This is a genomic window from Nostoc sp. TCL26-01 (assembly GCF_013393945.1).
Classification (GTDB): Bacteria; Cyanobacteriota; Cyanobacteriia; order Cyanobacteriales; family Nostocaceae; genus Trichormus.
Genome location: NZ_CP040297.1, coordinates 5027390 through 5043458, shown reverse-complemented (window position 1 = coordinate 5043458; position 16069 = coordinate 5027390). Strand labels below are relative to the sequence as shown.

At 41.5% G+C, this 16069-nt stretch carries 10 protein-coding genes and 1 pseudogene; 8 read left to right on the top strand and 3 right to left on the bottom strand.

Going from position 1 to position 16069, the window contains the following annotated elements:
* Positions 1-355 precede the first annotated feature (355 nt).
* The 7 genes from infC (at position 356) to FD725_RS21770 (ending at position 8164) form a co-directional block, all read left to right on the top strand.
* The gene (gene infC / locus FD725_RS21800; protein WP_179050083.1) at positions 356-889 is read left to right on the top strand and encodes a translation initiation factor IF-3; all 534 of its coding nucleotides are present in this window, start codon (positions 356-358) and stop codon (positions 887-889) included.
* A gap of 357 nt (positions 890-1246) precedes the next feature.
* On the top strand, positions 1247-4255 hold the full coding sequence (locus FD725_RS21795; protein WP_179050082.1) for an MFS transporter: 3009 nt from the start codon (positions 1247-1249) through the stop codon (positions 4253-4255).
* Positions 4256-4532: 277 nt separating this feature from the next.
* Complete coding sequence (locus tag FD725_RS21790; protein WP_179050081.1) at positions 4533-6479, top strand: di-heme oxidoredictase family protein; 1947 nt, start codon at positions 4533-4535, stop codon at positions 6477-6479.
* A 111-nt stretch (positions 6480-6590) separates the two neighbouring features.
* On the top strand, positions 6591-7028 hold the full coding sequence (locus FD725_RS21785; RefSeq protein ID WP_179050080.1) for a hypothetical protein: 438 nt from the start codon (positions 6591-6593) through the stop codon (positions 7026-7028).
* 48 nt (positions 7029-7076) lie between these two features.
* Positions 7077-7337, top strand: coding sequence for a DUF4351 domain-containing protein (locus FD725_RS21780; protein WP_256871693.1), 261 nt, complete (start codon positions 7077-7079; stop codon positions 7335-7337).
* Positions 7338-7472: 135 nt separating this feature from the next.
* Entirely contained in the window at positions 7473-7796 is a 324-nt protein-coding gene (locus tag FD725_RS21775; RefSeq protein WP_256871692.1) for a hypothetical protein, read from the top strand.
* Entirely contained in the window at positions 7715-8164 is a 450-nt protein-coding gene (locus FD725_RS21770) for an HNH endonuclease (RefSeq protein ID WP_179050079.1), read from the top strand. Before FD725_RS21775 ends, FD725_RS21770 begins: the two co-directional genes overlap by 82 nt.
* Positions 8165-8201: 37 nt before the next feature.
* Here the strand turns inward: FD725_RS21770 and FD725_RS33005 are convergent, their stop codons facing one another.
* The 3 genes from FD725_RS33005 to ndhD1 form a co-directional block, all read right to left on the bottom strand.
* Positions 8202-10241 carry a tetratricopeptide repeat protein gene (locus tag FD725_RS33005; RefSeq protein ID WP_306296883.1) on the bottom strand — a complete coding sequence of 680 codons (2040 nt, stop codon included), beginning with the start codon at positions 10239-10241 and terminating at the stop codon, positions 8202-8204.
* A 3-nt stretch (positions 10242-10244) separates the two neighbouring features.
* Positions 10245-11810 (bottom strand): CHAT domain-containing protein, encoded by a 1566-nt coding sequence (locus tag FD725_RS33000; RefSeq protein ID WP_306296882.1) that lies wholly within the window; start codon positions 11808-11810, stop codon positions 10245-10247.
* A 240-nt stretch (positions 11811-12050) separates the two neighbouring features.
* The gene (gene ndhD1 / locus FD725_RS21760; RefSeq protein WP_179050078.1) at positions 12051-13628 is read right to left on the bottom strand and encodes a photosynthetic/respiratory NAD(P)H-quinone oxidoreductase subunit D1; all 1578 of its coding nucleotides are present in this window, start codon (positions 13626-13628) and stop codon (positions 12051-12053) included.
* A 351-nt stretch (positions 13629-13979) separates the two neighbouring features.
* On the opposite strand from ndhD1, the pseudogene FD725_RS21755 reads away from it, so the two are divergent.
* Positions 13980-16028 (top strand): annotated as a pseudogene (locus FD725_RS21755) (restriction endonuclease subunit M).
* Positions 16029-16069 lie beyond the last annotated feature (41 nt).

Sequence of the window (16069 nt, the reverse complement as noted above, 5' to 3'; positions counted from 1 at the left end):
TACAAAGTGGGTATTGGGTATTGGGTATTGGGTATTGGGTATTGGGTAAGAGTTTTACCAATTACCAATGACTATTGACTATTGACTATTGACCATTGTTACAATAATTAACTATTCGCTAGGTTGTGTGATTAAAATTAACGATCGCAGAGAATTTATCCGAGAGTGAGTAGAATAACAAATACAGAGACAACAGACTAATTCATGGATTAGCCACAAAGACTATAGACTCATTTTTAAGTCCTCAGTTATTTTAGTATTATGCTGAGGCATACTAATCAAGACAAGGCTAACTTTAGTCCCATCTGTATCAAGTCCACATTCAATTCTTCACAAAGAACTCCCAAAAATCATAATGCCTGTGATTGAGAAAAAAAGAACTCGCGATCTGCCCCAAATTAACGAACGAATCCGCTTCCCAAAAATTCGAGTCATTGACACTGATGGCTCCCAGCTAGGAATTCTGGCTCCACAGGAAGCGCTGCAACTAGCAGAAGAAAAGGAGCTGGATCTGGTACTGCTCAGTGACAAGGCTGACCCGCCAGTGTGTCGGATCATGGATTACGGGAAATATAAGTTCGAGCAGGAAAAGAAAGCGCGGGAAGCTCGGAAAAAGCAGCACACGGCTGATGTTAAAGAAGTTAAGATGCGTTACAAAATCGAAGAACACGACTACAATGTGCGTGTGAAACAAGCAGAGCGCTTCTTGAAAGATGGTGATAAAGTCAAAGCAACTGTGATGTTCCGGGGTCGAGAGATTCAACACAGTGATTTAGCAGAAGATTTGCTCAAGCGGATGGCAACGGATTTAGAACCGTTTGGTGAAGTGCAACAAGCACCGAAAAAAGAAGGGCGTAACATGATGATGTTGATATCGCCGAAGAAGTAATACGCAAAGTATTCTCAAACCCAAGTAATCGACCAACGAAAATATCCCAACGGCTTAACTGTCGTTGAATTTGATTAAAAAGTGATAGTCCTGAACTCTGAGTGGGAAACATAATACTCAGTTGTTCAGGACTTTTGCTGTTTGGGGACGAATCAATTCAAAATTCAAAATGACGCGACGCTCCTGCGTCGCTAACGCTGCGCTATCGCGGACTCGCTAACGCTGCGCTAACAAAATTCAAAAAAATACAAGGGGACAAGGGGACAAGGAGAAAATACTTGTATAGGTTCTTTCCCCCCATCTCCCCATCCCCCCATCCCCCTATCTCTCCTTCTCCCCACTCCCTAATAAATAAATATGGAATTGAAAAATTACTCGTTGGCGGCGAATGCAAGTTTGCTGACGCAAATGTTGAAGTGGGTAAATCTACGTCCAGAGGAAGGTGAGCGAACTTGGCTGATGTTTGCTTTCTATACTACTGTGTCTGTGGGGTTGCGTTGGGCTGAAGATACTACGGTAGCTTTGTTTTTAGATGAATATGGTGCTGGGCCTTTGCCGTGGATGTACATTGCCAGTGCGGTGATGGGTATGGGGCTAGTTTTTCTCTATTCTTGGTTGCAAAAGATTTTTCCTTTGCGCTGGGTGGTGGTGGCGATCGCTCCTTGTATGGTTGCCCCATTAATACTGCTAGTATTATTACGCTGGGGTATTCATGTTTCTTATTTATCAGTCATTGTGGTGTTTTTACTGCGGTTGTGGGTGGACTCGCTGTATGTTGTCAATGACTTGAATACTTCTATTGTTGCTAATCAATTGTTCAATATCCGGGAGATTAAACGCACCTACCCCTTGGTTAGCAGTGGTGTACTCGTGGCTGATGTGATTAGTGGCTTTAGTTTGCCTTGGTTATTAGAGTTTGCCAAGCTGAACCGGGTAATTATCATTGCCTGTGGGGTGATTATTCTAGGCTCTGCTATTCTCTCTTATTTAAGTCATCATTATCGAGCTGCTTTTCCCGATGTACCACAGCGCCTAATTCCCCAAGAACAAGCTTCGCGCCACCGTCGTCTGGAAGCACCACTCAAGCGTTATACATTACAGTTATTTGCCTTTGTTGGTTTTTTACAAGTAATTGGCTTATTAATCGATTTTCAATATCTCCAAGAACTCAAAATTAATTTGGGTGACAAAGAGTTAGCCAGCTTTTTGGGTTTGTTTGGTGGCTTTGTGGGATTGTGTGAATTAGCAACTCAGTGGTTTCTCTCTAGCCGACTCATTGAACGTTTCGGGGTGTTTTTTACGGCTGCACTTTTACCTGTGGCTGTAGGCTTTATTGTCCCTATACTGATTGCTGTACTGAATATAGTTCCGGGAATCCAACCAGTTGCTTTTTTCTGGGGACTGGTAGGTTTAAAATTTTGTGATGAGCTGCTGCGTTATACCTTTGTTGTCAGTAGCGGCCCTGTATTATATCAACCGATTCCTGAGCGCATTCGTAGCCGGATGCAAGCTTTATCCGGAGGTACAGCAGAAGCGATCGCTACTGGTTGTGCAGGATTAATTATTATTGCTACTCTATTATTTGGTGGGCATTTTCTCTCGGCAACAGCACAAAAGTGGGTGTTTGTGGGAGAAACAATTTTAGCTGCTATGGCTTGTTTGCGGGTTGTTTGGTTGTTGCGATCGCGGTATGTTGATTTACTAGTGTTAAGTGCCGAACGTGGCGAACTGAGTGCGTCTAATGTGGGTTTACGTGCCTTTAAACAAGGGGTAGTTAAAGCTTTAGAAGAGAAAGGTAACACGGCTGATAAACACTCTTGTATTGAACTTTTAGCCCAAATTGATCCCCAAGGAGCAGCCGAAGTGCTGGCTTCGATATTATTTAAGCTAGCGCCAGATTTACAACGGCACAGTTTAGAAGTCATGCTGGCAACTGGTGCAAATCCTAATTATGTCTCGGAAGTGCGTTGGTTATTAGAAAGACATCCAGAAAATATTGATCCAGAAGTTTTTGCTTTAGCACTGCGTTATGTCTGGCTAGCTGATCCCAATCCTAATCTCAGCCAAATTGAAGAATACCTCAATTCCCGTCACCATTCACTCATCCGCGCCACGGCGGCGGCTTTACTTCTGGGACAGGGTACAGCTATGCAAAAGGTAGCCGCAACTAAAACTATGCGCCGGATGCTAACTCATAAGCAAGAACAAGAACGAGTGAACGGAGTTAAAGCTTTACGAGAAGTGGTTTATTTACAGGCCCTGAGAATACATATCCCTAATTTGTTGCAAGATGAATCCTTACGGGTACGGTGTGCTGTCTTAGAAATGATTGCAGCGACTCGCATGGAAGAATATTATTCAGCACTCTTGGCAGCGTTGTACTATAAGTCAACTCGCTCTACGACTATGCGCGCCTTAGTCAAAATGGAGAATGAAGCTTTAGAAATGCTGTTGCAAATGGCTACAGATGTTTACAAACCAGAAGTATTACGGATGTATGCTTGGCGGACGATAGCGCAAATCTCCACGACAAAAGCGGTAGAGACTTTATGGTTACATTTAGAATCTTCTTGGGGTGCTACTAGATATCATATTCTACGTAGTTTGTTGAAAATTCAGAAACAATCAGAAATCTCAAATTTAGTAGATCGATTTCAACATAGCCGAGTAGAAACTTTAATAGACCAGGAATTACGATTTTTAGGTGAGATTTATGCTGCTTATTTAGATTTACAACTACCAGCTAATGAGCCAGCCAATCAACGAGTTTTAGTTGTTGCTGATTTATTACAACGCGCTCTAGCAGAAATGGAATGGGATATTCGAGAAAGGTTATTGTTGCTCTTGAAACTGCTTTATTCTCCCGAAAAAATGCAAGCAGCTGCTTTTAATCTGCGTTCTGAATCGGGGGTGAATTTAGCGAGGGGATTAGAGATATTAGAGCATACAGTCAACTTACCCACAAAATCTCTGTTGTTGAATATTTTAGATCAGCGATCGCCCCAAGAAAAACTCCACTATCTTATAGAAGCAGAATTCACCGAATATGACCAGTTATCAGCCAGCGAAAGACTCCGCAAAATGCTTACTTTGGGGAATTTTCTATCTGATTGGTGCTTGGCTTGCTGTTTTCATTTTGCCCAAGTCAGCCGCATTCGCCTTACCATTAACGAGATTTTACTGGCTTTACGTCATCCTACCAGCTTTGTCCGCGAAGCAGCGATCGCCTATCTCAATGTAGTCTCCCACCGCGTCCTCTTAGAACTTTTACCTAAATTACAAAAAGATTCTCACCCCTTAGTTGCAGCTCAAGTCAAAGAATTGATAAGTAAACATTCCCTGACAAATCATCAAAAAAATTCATAAGTAGAGACGTAGCAATGCTACGTCTCTTGTTTTTTGTGAATAATTAAGAATTTTTATATTATTAAAGAATATAAGAAAAATTACCATTTAAATTTATGTACTTAAGAATATGCTATAGCTACTAAAACGCTTTTAACGTACTCTGCAAGATGAAACAAAAAAAAACAACCCTAACAATAGTATCACTAGGGTTTTATTAGGTTTCAAAACGAAGCTGTTTTTATTAGTGTGCGTTTTTATCACTAGCTTGTTTGGCATTTTGTTATCAAACTTATTGATGACCAATCAAACAGCATTCGCTAAAATCGACCTCTTACAACCAGCACCAACACAGCCAATCGGATATTACGATTATTTCGGCAAACTCCTCAGCCCCCAAGCAGCATCACAGCTAGTGGCTAGCAAAGGACTAGATACTCAAGACCCTGTATCCTATGAAAAAATAGGTGCAGTTCATATTACCCAAGATTTAATCGCCAAAGGTCAGAACATCTTCTTCAACCGCAAAATTGGGGATGATTTTGGACTACAAGGAGTCTTTGGTTTTGGACTAGGCGTTGAGAGAATTTTGCCAGAAATAACGACAGCAATAGTTAAATTGCAAGGTCAGCCAACAACAAACCTAGTTATTACCCTGGAGAAAGATTTAAAGATCGGGAATAAGGTATTTCTTAGAGGATCTGATATTAGCACAGGTTTAAAAATACCAAAAGGTAGTTTTTCACCATTAGGAATAACTGCCCAAGGGGGAATTACCTGTGTTGTCTGTCATGCCTCTGTATCCAAACAGGGTGATATTCTTACAGGAGTGCCAAATAATGAACTTGCTATTTCTTTATTGGTGGCTTTAGCACCAAATTCAGCTGCGGCATTTCCCCGATTAAATTTAAATCCACTTGATCTCAAATACAGAGGAAAAGGGCAGATTATTCGGGATAGTAAGGGAAATAAAGTCGAATTACCTGATCCAGATAAATTTGAAAGAGCGTTTGATGATGCAGTATTAAGTGTCCCATTTGGTAATTTTGAAAGTTCCACAGATGGGATTAGCAATACAACTCAAATTCCCAGCGTTTTTACATTTCAGCGTCAACCTTATGGTTTCTCGGGAGAATCTGGGTTTGGGCCATTTGCTGGACTGAGTTCATTAAACAATAGTGTTCACTCTTCAGAAATTAACTTGTTAGCAGCAGCTCAACTGAGTCAAGAACTTCTGGGTATTGATCCTGAAGTTTATATTGGTATCTTCCTACAAAATGCGGCTAATCCCAATTTACGTATACAACCAGGATTTCCAGGCAAACCCTCAGATTGGCTACGAACAATTTTATCTGATCCCACACAAGCAGAATTACAAGACCAAGTTCCGGCTCCTGGTACAGGAACTTATCCTAACCTCAAACCCAACTTATTTACATTTAATGGTTTGGTTTTCAGCCCCAATACTAGCAACTCTACTGACATTGCTAGTGGCAAATTTATGTTTGCTAACAACGCCATGTCTGCTTTCCAAAATAGCTTAGTTCCACCTGCAAACCGCACCCCTGAAAACGAGCTAGCCTTGAAAAATAATTCTGTTAGGCGTGGAGCAAAAGTTTTTGAGAAAGCTAATTGCGCCAGTTGTCATATTCCCCCCTTCTTCACTGACAACAAAATTTATCCACTTAATAAAATTCAGACTAACCCAGCTCGTTCTCAGGCGCGTTTAGCATTTAAGAACTTGTTAGTAGCGCCAAAACTCTACAGTTTCAATACTCCTGTTCCCATACCCGCCAATGCAGAAGTCATAGATGTGCCAACCCAAGGTATATCAGATACTCCCACAACCCTACCCAAACAAGGTTACAAAACTACTTCTTTGCTGGGGATTTATGCAAGTGCGCCCTATTTACATGATAGTGGTGTAGCAGTACGGGAAAAAAGTTTAACTGTTTATCCCAACGGGACTTTTACGATAGCTGATCCCAGTGGCTTGGGATTACCCGGAACTCTGCGTTATGGTATACCTGCGGATGCTGCTAGTAGTTTACGAGCTTTAGTTGATCGCAATCTGCGTACTAAAGTCATAGAAGCTAACCAGAAGGATCTAGGTTTAAGAGTTAGTAACATTGATGGCACAGGACATAACTTTTATGTAGACTGGCAAGCTGGGTTTAATCCTCAACAGCAAACAGATTTGATTAATTTCTTACTGGCGCTGGATAATGATCCTGGTAGTTTTTAGTTAACAATCAAGAGCGCAAAACTTTGCGCTCTTACAGAAATGAGGTTAAGTAACTAGTTTAAGATTTACTTGATAAATAGTCTTCTATGATTGCTTTAAATCTGAAACAGTATGAATGCACAACTAACTCCAGACGAAATTCACTCAGTACGCGAATTACTCAAGGAATATCAACCAGCAAACAAAGCCATTGATGCGGTGGAACGTCACAACGGGAATCTCGATACCTCTTTTGAGGAAATGTGGATTGAGAAACACGGCAAACCAACCATGACAGGAAAAAACATCTGGCAAACGACATTAGATGTTTTGCGGGATGAACTCTGTGGTGATGAAGGTTTTCGATCGCGTTTGAGCGATTATACCAAAAGCCCGGAAAATGCTGTGTTACTGACGGCAGCAATTACATCCCTCATGGCTTTAACCGCAATTCCTCTTGATCCATCGATCGCTACTATTATTGTTCTCTACATCCTCAAAATCGGCTTAAATGTCTATTGTAAGTACACCGAACCAGGTGATAGAGAAAATTTACCACCGGGGAAATAAAATACAGCTGCGATAACTTCTTCATCCGCGCGATCGCACAATAAAACCTTGATTCGTCAATTGCTAAGTGAGGACATGATGCAAGAATCAGTAATTTATCAAGATATTTTGCAAAAAGGTAAACAACAAGAAGCTTTTTCTTTATCTATGTCTCTAGTGAAAGAACGTTTTGGTGACATTGATGAATCAATTTATCAAAAAGTTCAAAGTTTAAAAATTGAACAATTAGAAGCTTTATGTCGATCGCTCTTAAGAATGTCTGAGATGAATGATTTAGTCGCTTGGTTGGAACAACAACAAAGTAGTTGAAGTTAAATAGATTTCCAGAAAGCGATCGCACTCCCCACAAACCCAAATACGTAGACTCAACGCGGCTTGTCGCTAGACATCGCATATTTGGGTACAAAAGCTAAAATATAGAAGTTGCATTCCATATTCCAACCTATGACGACTCCCAAATTGATGATTGAACCTTCATATTGGTTAGAAACGGGAATAAAATTGGAAAAAGTCAATAATCTCAATATTTTTAAATTTACCGACGAATTACAATCTCGTTCGGATGAGCTTTTAGAAAAAAGTAAATTGGGATTAATTACAGCCGCAGAAAAAGCAGAGTTAGATGGTATATCTGAATTAGCGCAAATTTTTACTTATGCTAATTCGGTTTTAGCTTCTCAATCTACATGGTCTCCAATTACATCCGAGAAATTGTTGCAGAAAGAGCAAAATACCTGTGCGAATATTGCCACTCCCCAGAATTTATAAACACAGACCGCTTTACTGTAGATCATCTTATTCCACAATCTCTAGGGGGTTCGGATGAAGTCGAAAATTTAGCTTTATGTTGTCGTCGCTGTAACGAACGTCGTTATAATTTCATATCAGGTATCGATCCTGAAACAAAACAAGAAGTCAATTTATTTAATCCTCGAAAGCAAAAGTGGTCTGAACATTTTATTTGGTCGCTCGATTGTGTAAAAATTGTTGGTATAATCCCTATCGGTAGGGCAACTTGTAATCGGCTTGATATGAATGATGAACGTAATGGCAATGGATTTATTCAAAAATCTCGTCGGTTATGGGTTTGTGCTGGTTGGCATCCTCCCCAAGAAGATTCACGTCAGGAAATTTAAGATTAATAGCACTCTAAAACTATCGCTCATCTTTCCCCTACTCCGGTAAACCCTCTAAAATCTCCCGCACTACCGTAGCCCAATATTCATCCTCAAACTCAACATATATCTCCAACGCTCTCTGCAAATTAGCCCTAGCCTCTGAATAGTTTTGCTCTGCTTGTGCCAGGGTTCCTAAACAATGAAGAGTGAGAGCTTGCGAATAGCGATCACCAAATGGGATTTTGATTTCCAGGGCTTGTTGATAATAATCCCGTGCCTGGTTGTATTCCCGCAAATATTGAGCAACCATTCCCAACTGGTGGTAAGTAATAGCACAGGAGTAGCGATCGCCAAATGGGATTTTGATTTCCAGGGCTTGTTGATAATAATCCCGTGCCTGCTGGTATTCTCGCAACTCTTCGGCAACCCTTCCCAACTGGTGGTAAGTCCTAGCACAAGAGTAGCGATCGCCAAATTCAATATATATCTCCAGGGCTTGTTGATAATAATCCCGTCCCTGCTGGTATTCCCGCAACTCTTGGGCAACCATTCCCAACTGGTGGTAAGTCCTAGCACAAGAGTAGCGATCGCCAAATTCAATATATATCTCCAGGGCTTGTTGATAATAATCCCGTCCCTGGTCGTATTCCCGCAACTCTTCGGCAACCGTTCCCAACTGGTGGTAAGTCCTAGCACAAGAGTAGCGATCGCCAAATTCAATATATATCTCCAGGGCTTGTTGATAATAATCCCGTCCCTGGTCGTATTCCCGCAAATATTGAGCAACCATTCCCAACTGGTGGTAAGTCCTTGCTAAGGAAGACTTGATTTGTGTTGCTTCTACACCTTGGAGTTGTTGAGATAATTCGAGAATTTGCAGATAGGATTCTTTGGCTTGGAGATAATTTTTTGTGTCTAAATAACAACTAGCCAGGCGAGAAAGTGCCATCAAATTTTCCCAACCTATCTCACCTGTTCTAATTTCTGGTGGATAAGCGACTTGAGCGTTATAGACAAATTCCGACAGTTTCAAATTACTGAGAATATCATGATTTATATAAAAGTATTGAAACAAGCAAAAGAAAATATCAACAGTTTCTTGTTTCTCTAAACAAATTTGCAACGCATTATATAAATTTTCATACTCCAGCCGACAGAAGAAAATCCCGATCTGTCGTTCTTGCGGTTCCTTGGATTCCATATAGCGATTGTAGTCACTAGCTAAACCGATATAGTGGTTTTTAAAACCCTCCCATAATGCTTCGCGGGTAGCTGCGTCGAGTTCTGCTAATTTCGCTTTTAAAAAGAAGGGAAAAACAGGTTGAATTTGTAGTAACCTTTCTTCCCCTCTCTCAGGAGATGGGTTAGAGGAAATATCAGAAAGCAAACCCCAATTGATCGCTTCTTGAATTGCTCCATCAAACTTATCAAAGTCATAATGCTGAAACGGCTCTAACTTCTGTAATTCATTGGCATAAAGAGGAATACAATCCCGCCAAATAAACCCACTGAAGGGAGCCAAACACAATAACAACTTCTGAGCATCCGGTGACAAATTACTGTGGGAATATTCCACACATTTAAGAATACTCTGGGTTTTATCCTCACTTCCCGTATCTAAGTTAATATCTGCTGCTGCCAACTTCACCAGAATTTCCTGACATGACAGATTTTTCAAATTCCCTAACACCACCTCCATCGCTAAGGGATACCCCGCCAACACCTTCATCAACTTCTGAAAATCCCCATCTTCTCGTATCTTGGCTATCTTCCTTGCATCCCCCACATTCCGTTCTAAAATCTTATTGGATAACTCCGTCCTCGCTTCCCCATCCAATCCCCGCAACTGATAAATATTCTGTCTAAAAGCCCCTTGTAACCAACTTTCATCACTGCGAGAACCTAAAATTACCCGCGTTTCTCCTCCTACCAACCGCGTCAAAAAATCCCGTAGTTGCTGTTGCTCTGCTGCTGGTAAAGTATTTGGAATTGCTAAAGGTTGTCCCGTCACTGATTCCAAATTATCCAAAATCAAAGTATGCGATTCTGACCGCAATTTTGCCAATAATTTCTGCATCTGAGCAGTTAAATTCATCGCCTAGAAATTCGCTAACTCAAACCTTTTATATAACCGCTTGCCAATCTCAAATAAAATCTGTGTCAGCGTCCAAGCCCTTTCATCGTAACTAAAATAAAATATCTCCGGTGCAAAATTCGTCGTCTGCCACCAACTCCGCAAATAATTTAACAGCGTTGTTTTCCCAGTTCCACCCATTCCCTGCAACAGCAAAATATTATGACGAAACAAAGCCTTTTCAATCTTCAAAATCTCCAAGTCTCGCCCAATAAAACCATATTCAGGCGGCTGATATTGATATAAATTCCCTAACTTCTCAAAATACGCTTCCTCTTCCTCTGCTCTAAATTGCCGCAAATGTAAATTCACCTGTCGGTTACTATAAACCACAGGCAAAAGCCAATCTTCCAAATCAATATTCGTATTAAAATAAGCCTTGCGCGTCTTATTATTAAATAACTCCCTTCTCCCTAACCGAATCGCTTCCGTGATCTCCTTCCCCCCAAACAAGTTTTGATAAACCTGTTCCATCATCAACCGCGCCGCCGAAACCGTCACCGAATACCCCATTGCTACCACCATTTGCATTCCCGCAGTCATCAACCGACTACCCAAACTCGTCTCTCTTGTCTCCCCTGCTCCCCCTGCCTCCTCTGCTCCCTGCTCCCCATCTCCTCGTACCTGCTTCCCCGACTGACAAGCATTGAGAATACAAACAGGAATCCCCTTCCCCGTCAACAAATTGGCTAATTCCCCCGCTTCTACAGGATCGGCTTTTCCCTGACTTTCCCCATCCAAAAACAAAAATGCCTTTACCCCCTCATAGGGTTGAATATCTTCCCGTCCCCATCTGGCTTGATAAGTATATCGGTTGCGTTTCACCCCATCCTGAATATCTGCGTATGCCATCAACGCCCCATGACAGTCAAAATGGATGATATGATAATATTCCGCCCCCATGGCTTCTAAATGCCGTTCTAAACTTTCATAGGTTCCCGGACGCAATAAGTCAACATTTACAGGCAATTGACTCTTTTGAATCACTTCAATCAACGGACGAGCAATGGTACGATAACCTACATCATTTTCTTCATCTGGTCGGGAAATTACCACCAACAAGTTAATCACCGGAGATTCTGCTAGATGGGTTGCCACTGATGCTGATTTATCAATCCGCTTCCGTACCATTACGCAATCCACACTCAAAGGACGTGGCAAATCCTTATCCCGCATAGCTTCCCAGTGCAGCGCGTGAAATTCAGGACTATTACCAACTATCTCAATTTTTACCTGCTTCAGATTTCCCCGCAGTTGACGATAATCGCTATAAGCATCAACATCAGCCTGAAAAACCTGCTGAAATAAACTTTCCCCGTAACTAACAACACTCGTTTTCGCCGCTTCCGCCTTCTGAGCATTCAACATCGGGAAAGTCAGCCATTCCTCAAAATACCATTCCAGCACCCTTTCTTGCTGTGGTGTAAACGGGTCGGTAATATTAATTGCATACTCACCACCCTCAAAAATCAAACTTGCGGCAAAACCCGTCTCTGTTGGCTGCTTTTCCCGAATCGTGATGACTGTCATGCACAACACCATTAGCTCGACGTAAATACCAAGATATATTTAGATACTTACGCATAACCGACAATTTCAGCAATTTTTCACCAAATTTACTCTCTTGCTGACAAATTGGTATTAGAGGTAGGGTGTCTTATGCCGTAGGCTAACGCACCTGAGATTATTGATGGTGTGTTACTACATAAAAAAAGAGCGAGTATTAAACTCACTCTAAAAATAATCTCAATGGAAAGTATCAATCTTTGACTAATTACCAATTGCCGGTGCATTGAAAGAAACTTTTGATGCTTCTGGTTTTTCCTGTGCCAAAGTAGGAACAGAATCACGCAATCTCGCTGTCAGTTGTACAGTTGTAGAGTCGTACATCTGAGTTAACAGCTTGGGATAGAAACCGATACCAATAATGGGTACTAACAAGCAAGCAATGATAAACACTTCGCGGGGTTCAGCATCGATGAGTTGCTGATGAGAAACTAATTCTTCGTTTTCTTGACCGTAGAAAATTTCTCGCAACATTGAAAGCAGGTAGATGGGAGTTAAAATTACCCCAACTGCCATCAAAAATATGACGATGACTTTAAATGTAGAGCTATAAGCATCGCTCGTGGCAAAGCCAACAAACACCATTAATTCGGCGACAAAACCACTCATTCCTGGCAATGCTAAGGAAGCCATTGAACAAGCAGTAAACATGGCAAAAATCTTTTGCATCCGCTTACCGACACCACCCATTTCATCTAACATCAAGGTGTGTGTCCGGTCATAAGTTGCACCCACAAGGAAGAATAAACTTGCCCCAATTAGCCCGTGAGAAACCATTTGCAATACTGCCCCACTCAAGCCTAAATCAGTGAAGGAAGCAAAGCCAATAATTACAAAGCCCATGTGGGAAATTGAGGAGTAAGCAATCTTTCGCTTCAGGTTACGCTGGGCAAAGGATGTTAAGGCGGCGTAGATGATGTTTACCACCCCCAAAACCACCAGCACAGGTGCGAAATAAGCATGGGCATCGGGGAGCATTTGGGCATTCATGCGAACAAGGGCATAACCACCCATTTTCAGCAAAATACCTGCCAGCAACATATGTACAGGGGCTGTAGCTTCGCCGTGGGCATCTGGTAGCCAGGTATGTAAGGGGATAATGGGCAACTTGACAGCGTAGGCAATCAGGAAGCCAGCATACAATAATAACTCAAAATTCAAGGCGTAATCTTTGAGTGCGAGCGATCGCATATCAAAAGTCACATTATCGCCATAAAAGGCCATTGTCAAAGCCGCTACTAAAATAAATAGCGAACCACCAGCCGTATACAAGATAAACTTGGTGGCTGCATATTGGCGCTTTTTACCTCCCCAAATTGCCAACAGTAGGTAAACCGGAATCAATTCTAGTTCCCACACCAAGAAGAACAGCAGCATATCCTGAACGGCAAACACGGCGATTTGACCGCCATACATCGCCAGGAGTAAAAAGTAAAATAGCCTGGGTTTTAAGGTTACAGGCCAAGCTGCTAAGGTCGCTAGGGTGGTAATGAATCCTGTCAACAGAATTAGAGGCATAGACAAGCCATCTGCCCCTACCGACCAATTTAAATCTAGCTGGGGAACCCAAGGATAACTCTCCACCAGTTGCAAATCGGGGTTAGAGAAGTCATACCCGGTATAAAAAGCGTAAACAATCAGAGCAAAATCAATCAAACCGACAATTAAGGCGTACCAACGTATTGTTTTGCCGTCTTTATCTGGGATAATGGGAATTAGTAGCGACGCTGCGATCGGTAACAAAATAATCGTCGTCAGCCACGGGAAGTTAGCTGTATTCATTGCAATTTGTCTGCTGTCAAAATCATGTTTGTCAATGAGGCACTAGCTATTAAGTAACAGCTTTTTGCGAATTTGCCCTTCATTGTTAGGTTGATTTAATTAAATTGGCAACCCCTGATTTTTTCTTGAGGGAATCTATTTTGACATTTCAAAATGGCAAATATACGTAATATTACTGTCAGTAAAGTCCAAATATGAGCTAAAAAATACTTCTAAACTAGAATTAAGCAATCCTGTGTGGTAATTGTTCAAAAAAACGGTTTGTGCGATCGCCAAGCTTACCTTAACTTTATGCGGGCGATCGCATATCATTTATCTACTGTGTAGTCTGTCTCCCATAGCAATAATTTCATGCCCTTCTCCGATTTCACTAATCCTTACCAAAATCCGGCTAACATACCGCAGAACTATCGCCAGCATATAAATCTACAGAAGTTATTTAAAGCTGATGGTTCTTATGTGCGTCCAGCAGAAGACCCTGTAACGATGTGGGCGCTTCAGATTTTAGTAGAAGAGTACGGTGTTCCACTAGAGGCAATGGAACTAGAACTAAATTCAGATTTTGCCGAGGGAACTCATCAAGGTGGGCGACGCTATCTAGGACGGGTAGACGTTGTAGTTTACGATGACCGTTATGCTGATTCTGTAGGTAATTTGGATGTAGCCTTCATTGTGGTGGAGGCTATGGAACCAAATAAAAGAGTTGGTGGAACTGAGGCAGAAGGTTGGGTAGAGCATCTTAACCGACTCAATGCTTACATGAGTGCTTCACCATCTGCCCGTTATGCCATTTTAACCAGTGGTAAACATACAGTAATTTATCGCCGTGACCTTGACTACCCAAGAAAATTAGAACCTATTGGCGATTTACCTAAGTATGAAAGCGCCCGTGAAGCCGCACAGCACAGTCCTTATACTGTAATCCTTAATCCCAGTGAACCAGATGGGATTCAAACAGGACTCACGCCCTTATCTCGTGATAGGTTTCGGGAGGTTTTGGGAGATACACGCTCTGGTTGTCACTCTATTCTCAGAGATAACGAGGGTTTGCAGCCACAAGAAGCCGTTGATGCAATGGTTAAATTCTTGTTTGCTAAGTGGTATGACGAACAGGCAACAATTGACTTGGTAAAGCAAAAAGGCGAATCACGGGCTTATGTATTTAGTGTTAGTAATGAAACTGACCCAGAACGTTTATTAGTTCAGGTAAGAGAGACTTTTGAGAAAGCAAAGCGGTGGGAACAGGAAACACTAGCGAAAAAATTTGGTGATGATTTGGGTGTACGTTTAGCTTTTAATGAGGCTGATGTGCTGCAATTCAAGCCTCACACGACAATGGAAATCGTCAAGCGTTTACAGCCCTGGAGTTTGCGAAAATCTTCAGCAGATGTCAAAGGTGGGGTGTTTGAGGATTTTTTGAGTAAGACTTTCCGCGATGATTTAGGGCAATATTTCACACCTACACCAGTAATTAATTTAATGGTAGGGATTTTGCAACCTACAGTAAATGATTATGTTGGCGATCCTGCTTGCGGTTCAGCGCGGATGTTGACGCACGTTTTGGATTATGTGCGTAAGCAGGAGTATGCAAAAGCGATCGCAAATAATGGTGGTAATACTGAAGGGATTAATCCTGAAGAACCAACACAAGAGTTTATCAAGTTTCGAGATAATCATTTATTTGGTGCTGAATATTCTCGAAATGTTATGCACGTAGCGCGAGTTAATACTTTAATGAATGGCGCACAATATGCCGATTGAAAAGTAATGGATTCGCTGGAGCGATTGGGTAGCATTACAGGAGGAATTACAGAAGGGCTTCCAGAACGTCCTGGGTTTTACATGGGAGGGTTGACAATGATTTTAACTAATCCTCCATTTGGTTCTAAATTGACAAATGAAAGTGTTTTGAAAGACTTTGCTGGACGAGATGGGGTGACAAAAAAAAAGTGTAAGATTGCAAAAAGTATTCCTCAAGAAGTTGCTTTTTTAAATCGTTGTTTGGAATATATTGCACCAAATGGAAAGTTAGCAATTGTTTTACCTGATGGCTTGTTAGCGAATAGTTCAATGCAGGATGTAAGGGACTGGATTTTACGTTGGGCTAGATTAAAAGCAGTCATTAGTTTACCACAACAAACATTTGCACCTTATGGTGCAGGTGTTAAGACTAGCGTAGTTGTTTTAGAAAAGCGGAAAATAGCTTTATTAGCTGAAGGACAGTTAGAAATAGGACAAACACTTGTTGAAATAGATGAAGATTACGACGTTTACATGGCTCGTATTGATGATATTGGTTACGACGCGGCTGGTCGTATGTTTGTCTCTGAAGATGAGTCTCACGAACCGCTACAAGTCAAGGAGACAATTGCAGATTTTGCTCTGAGGCTGGGATGGTAGGGTGGTAGTTAAAGAATCAATGATTTTGCAAAACTGCTAGG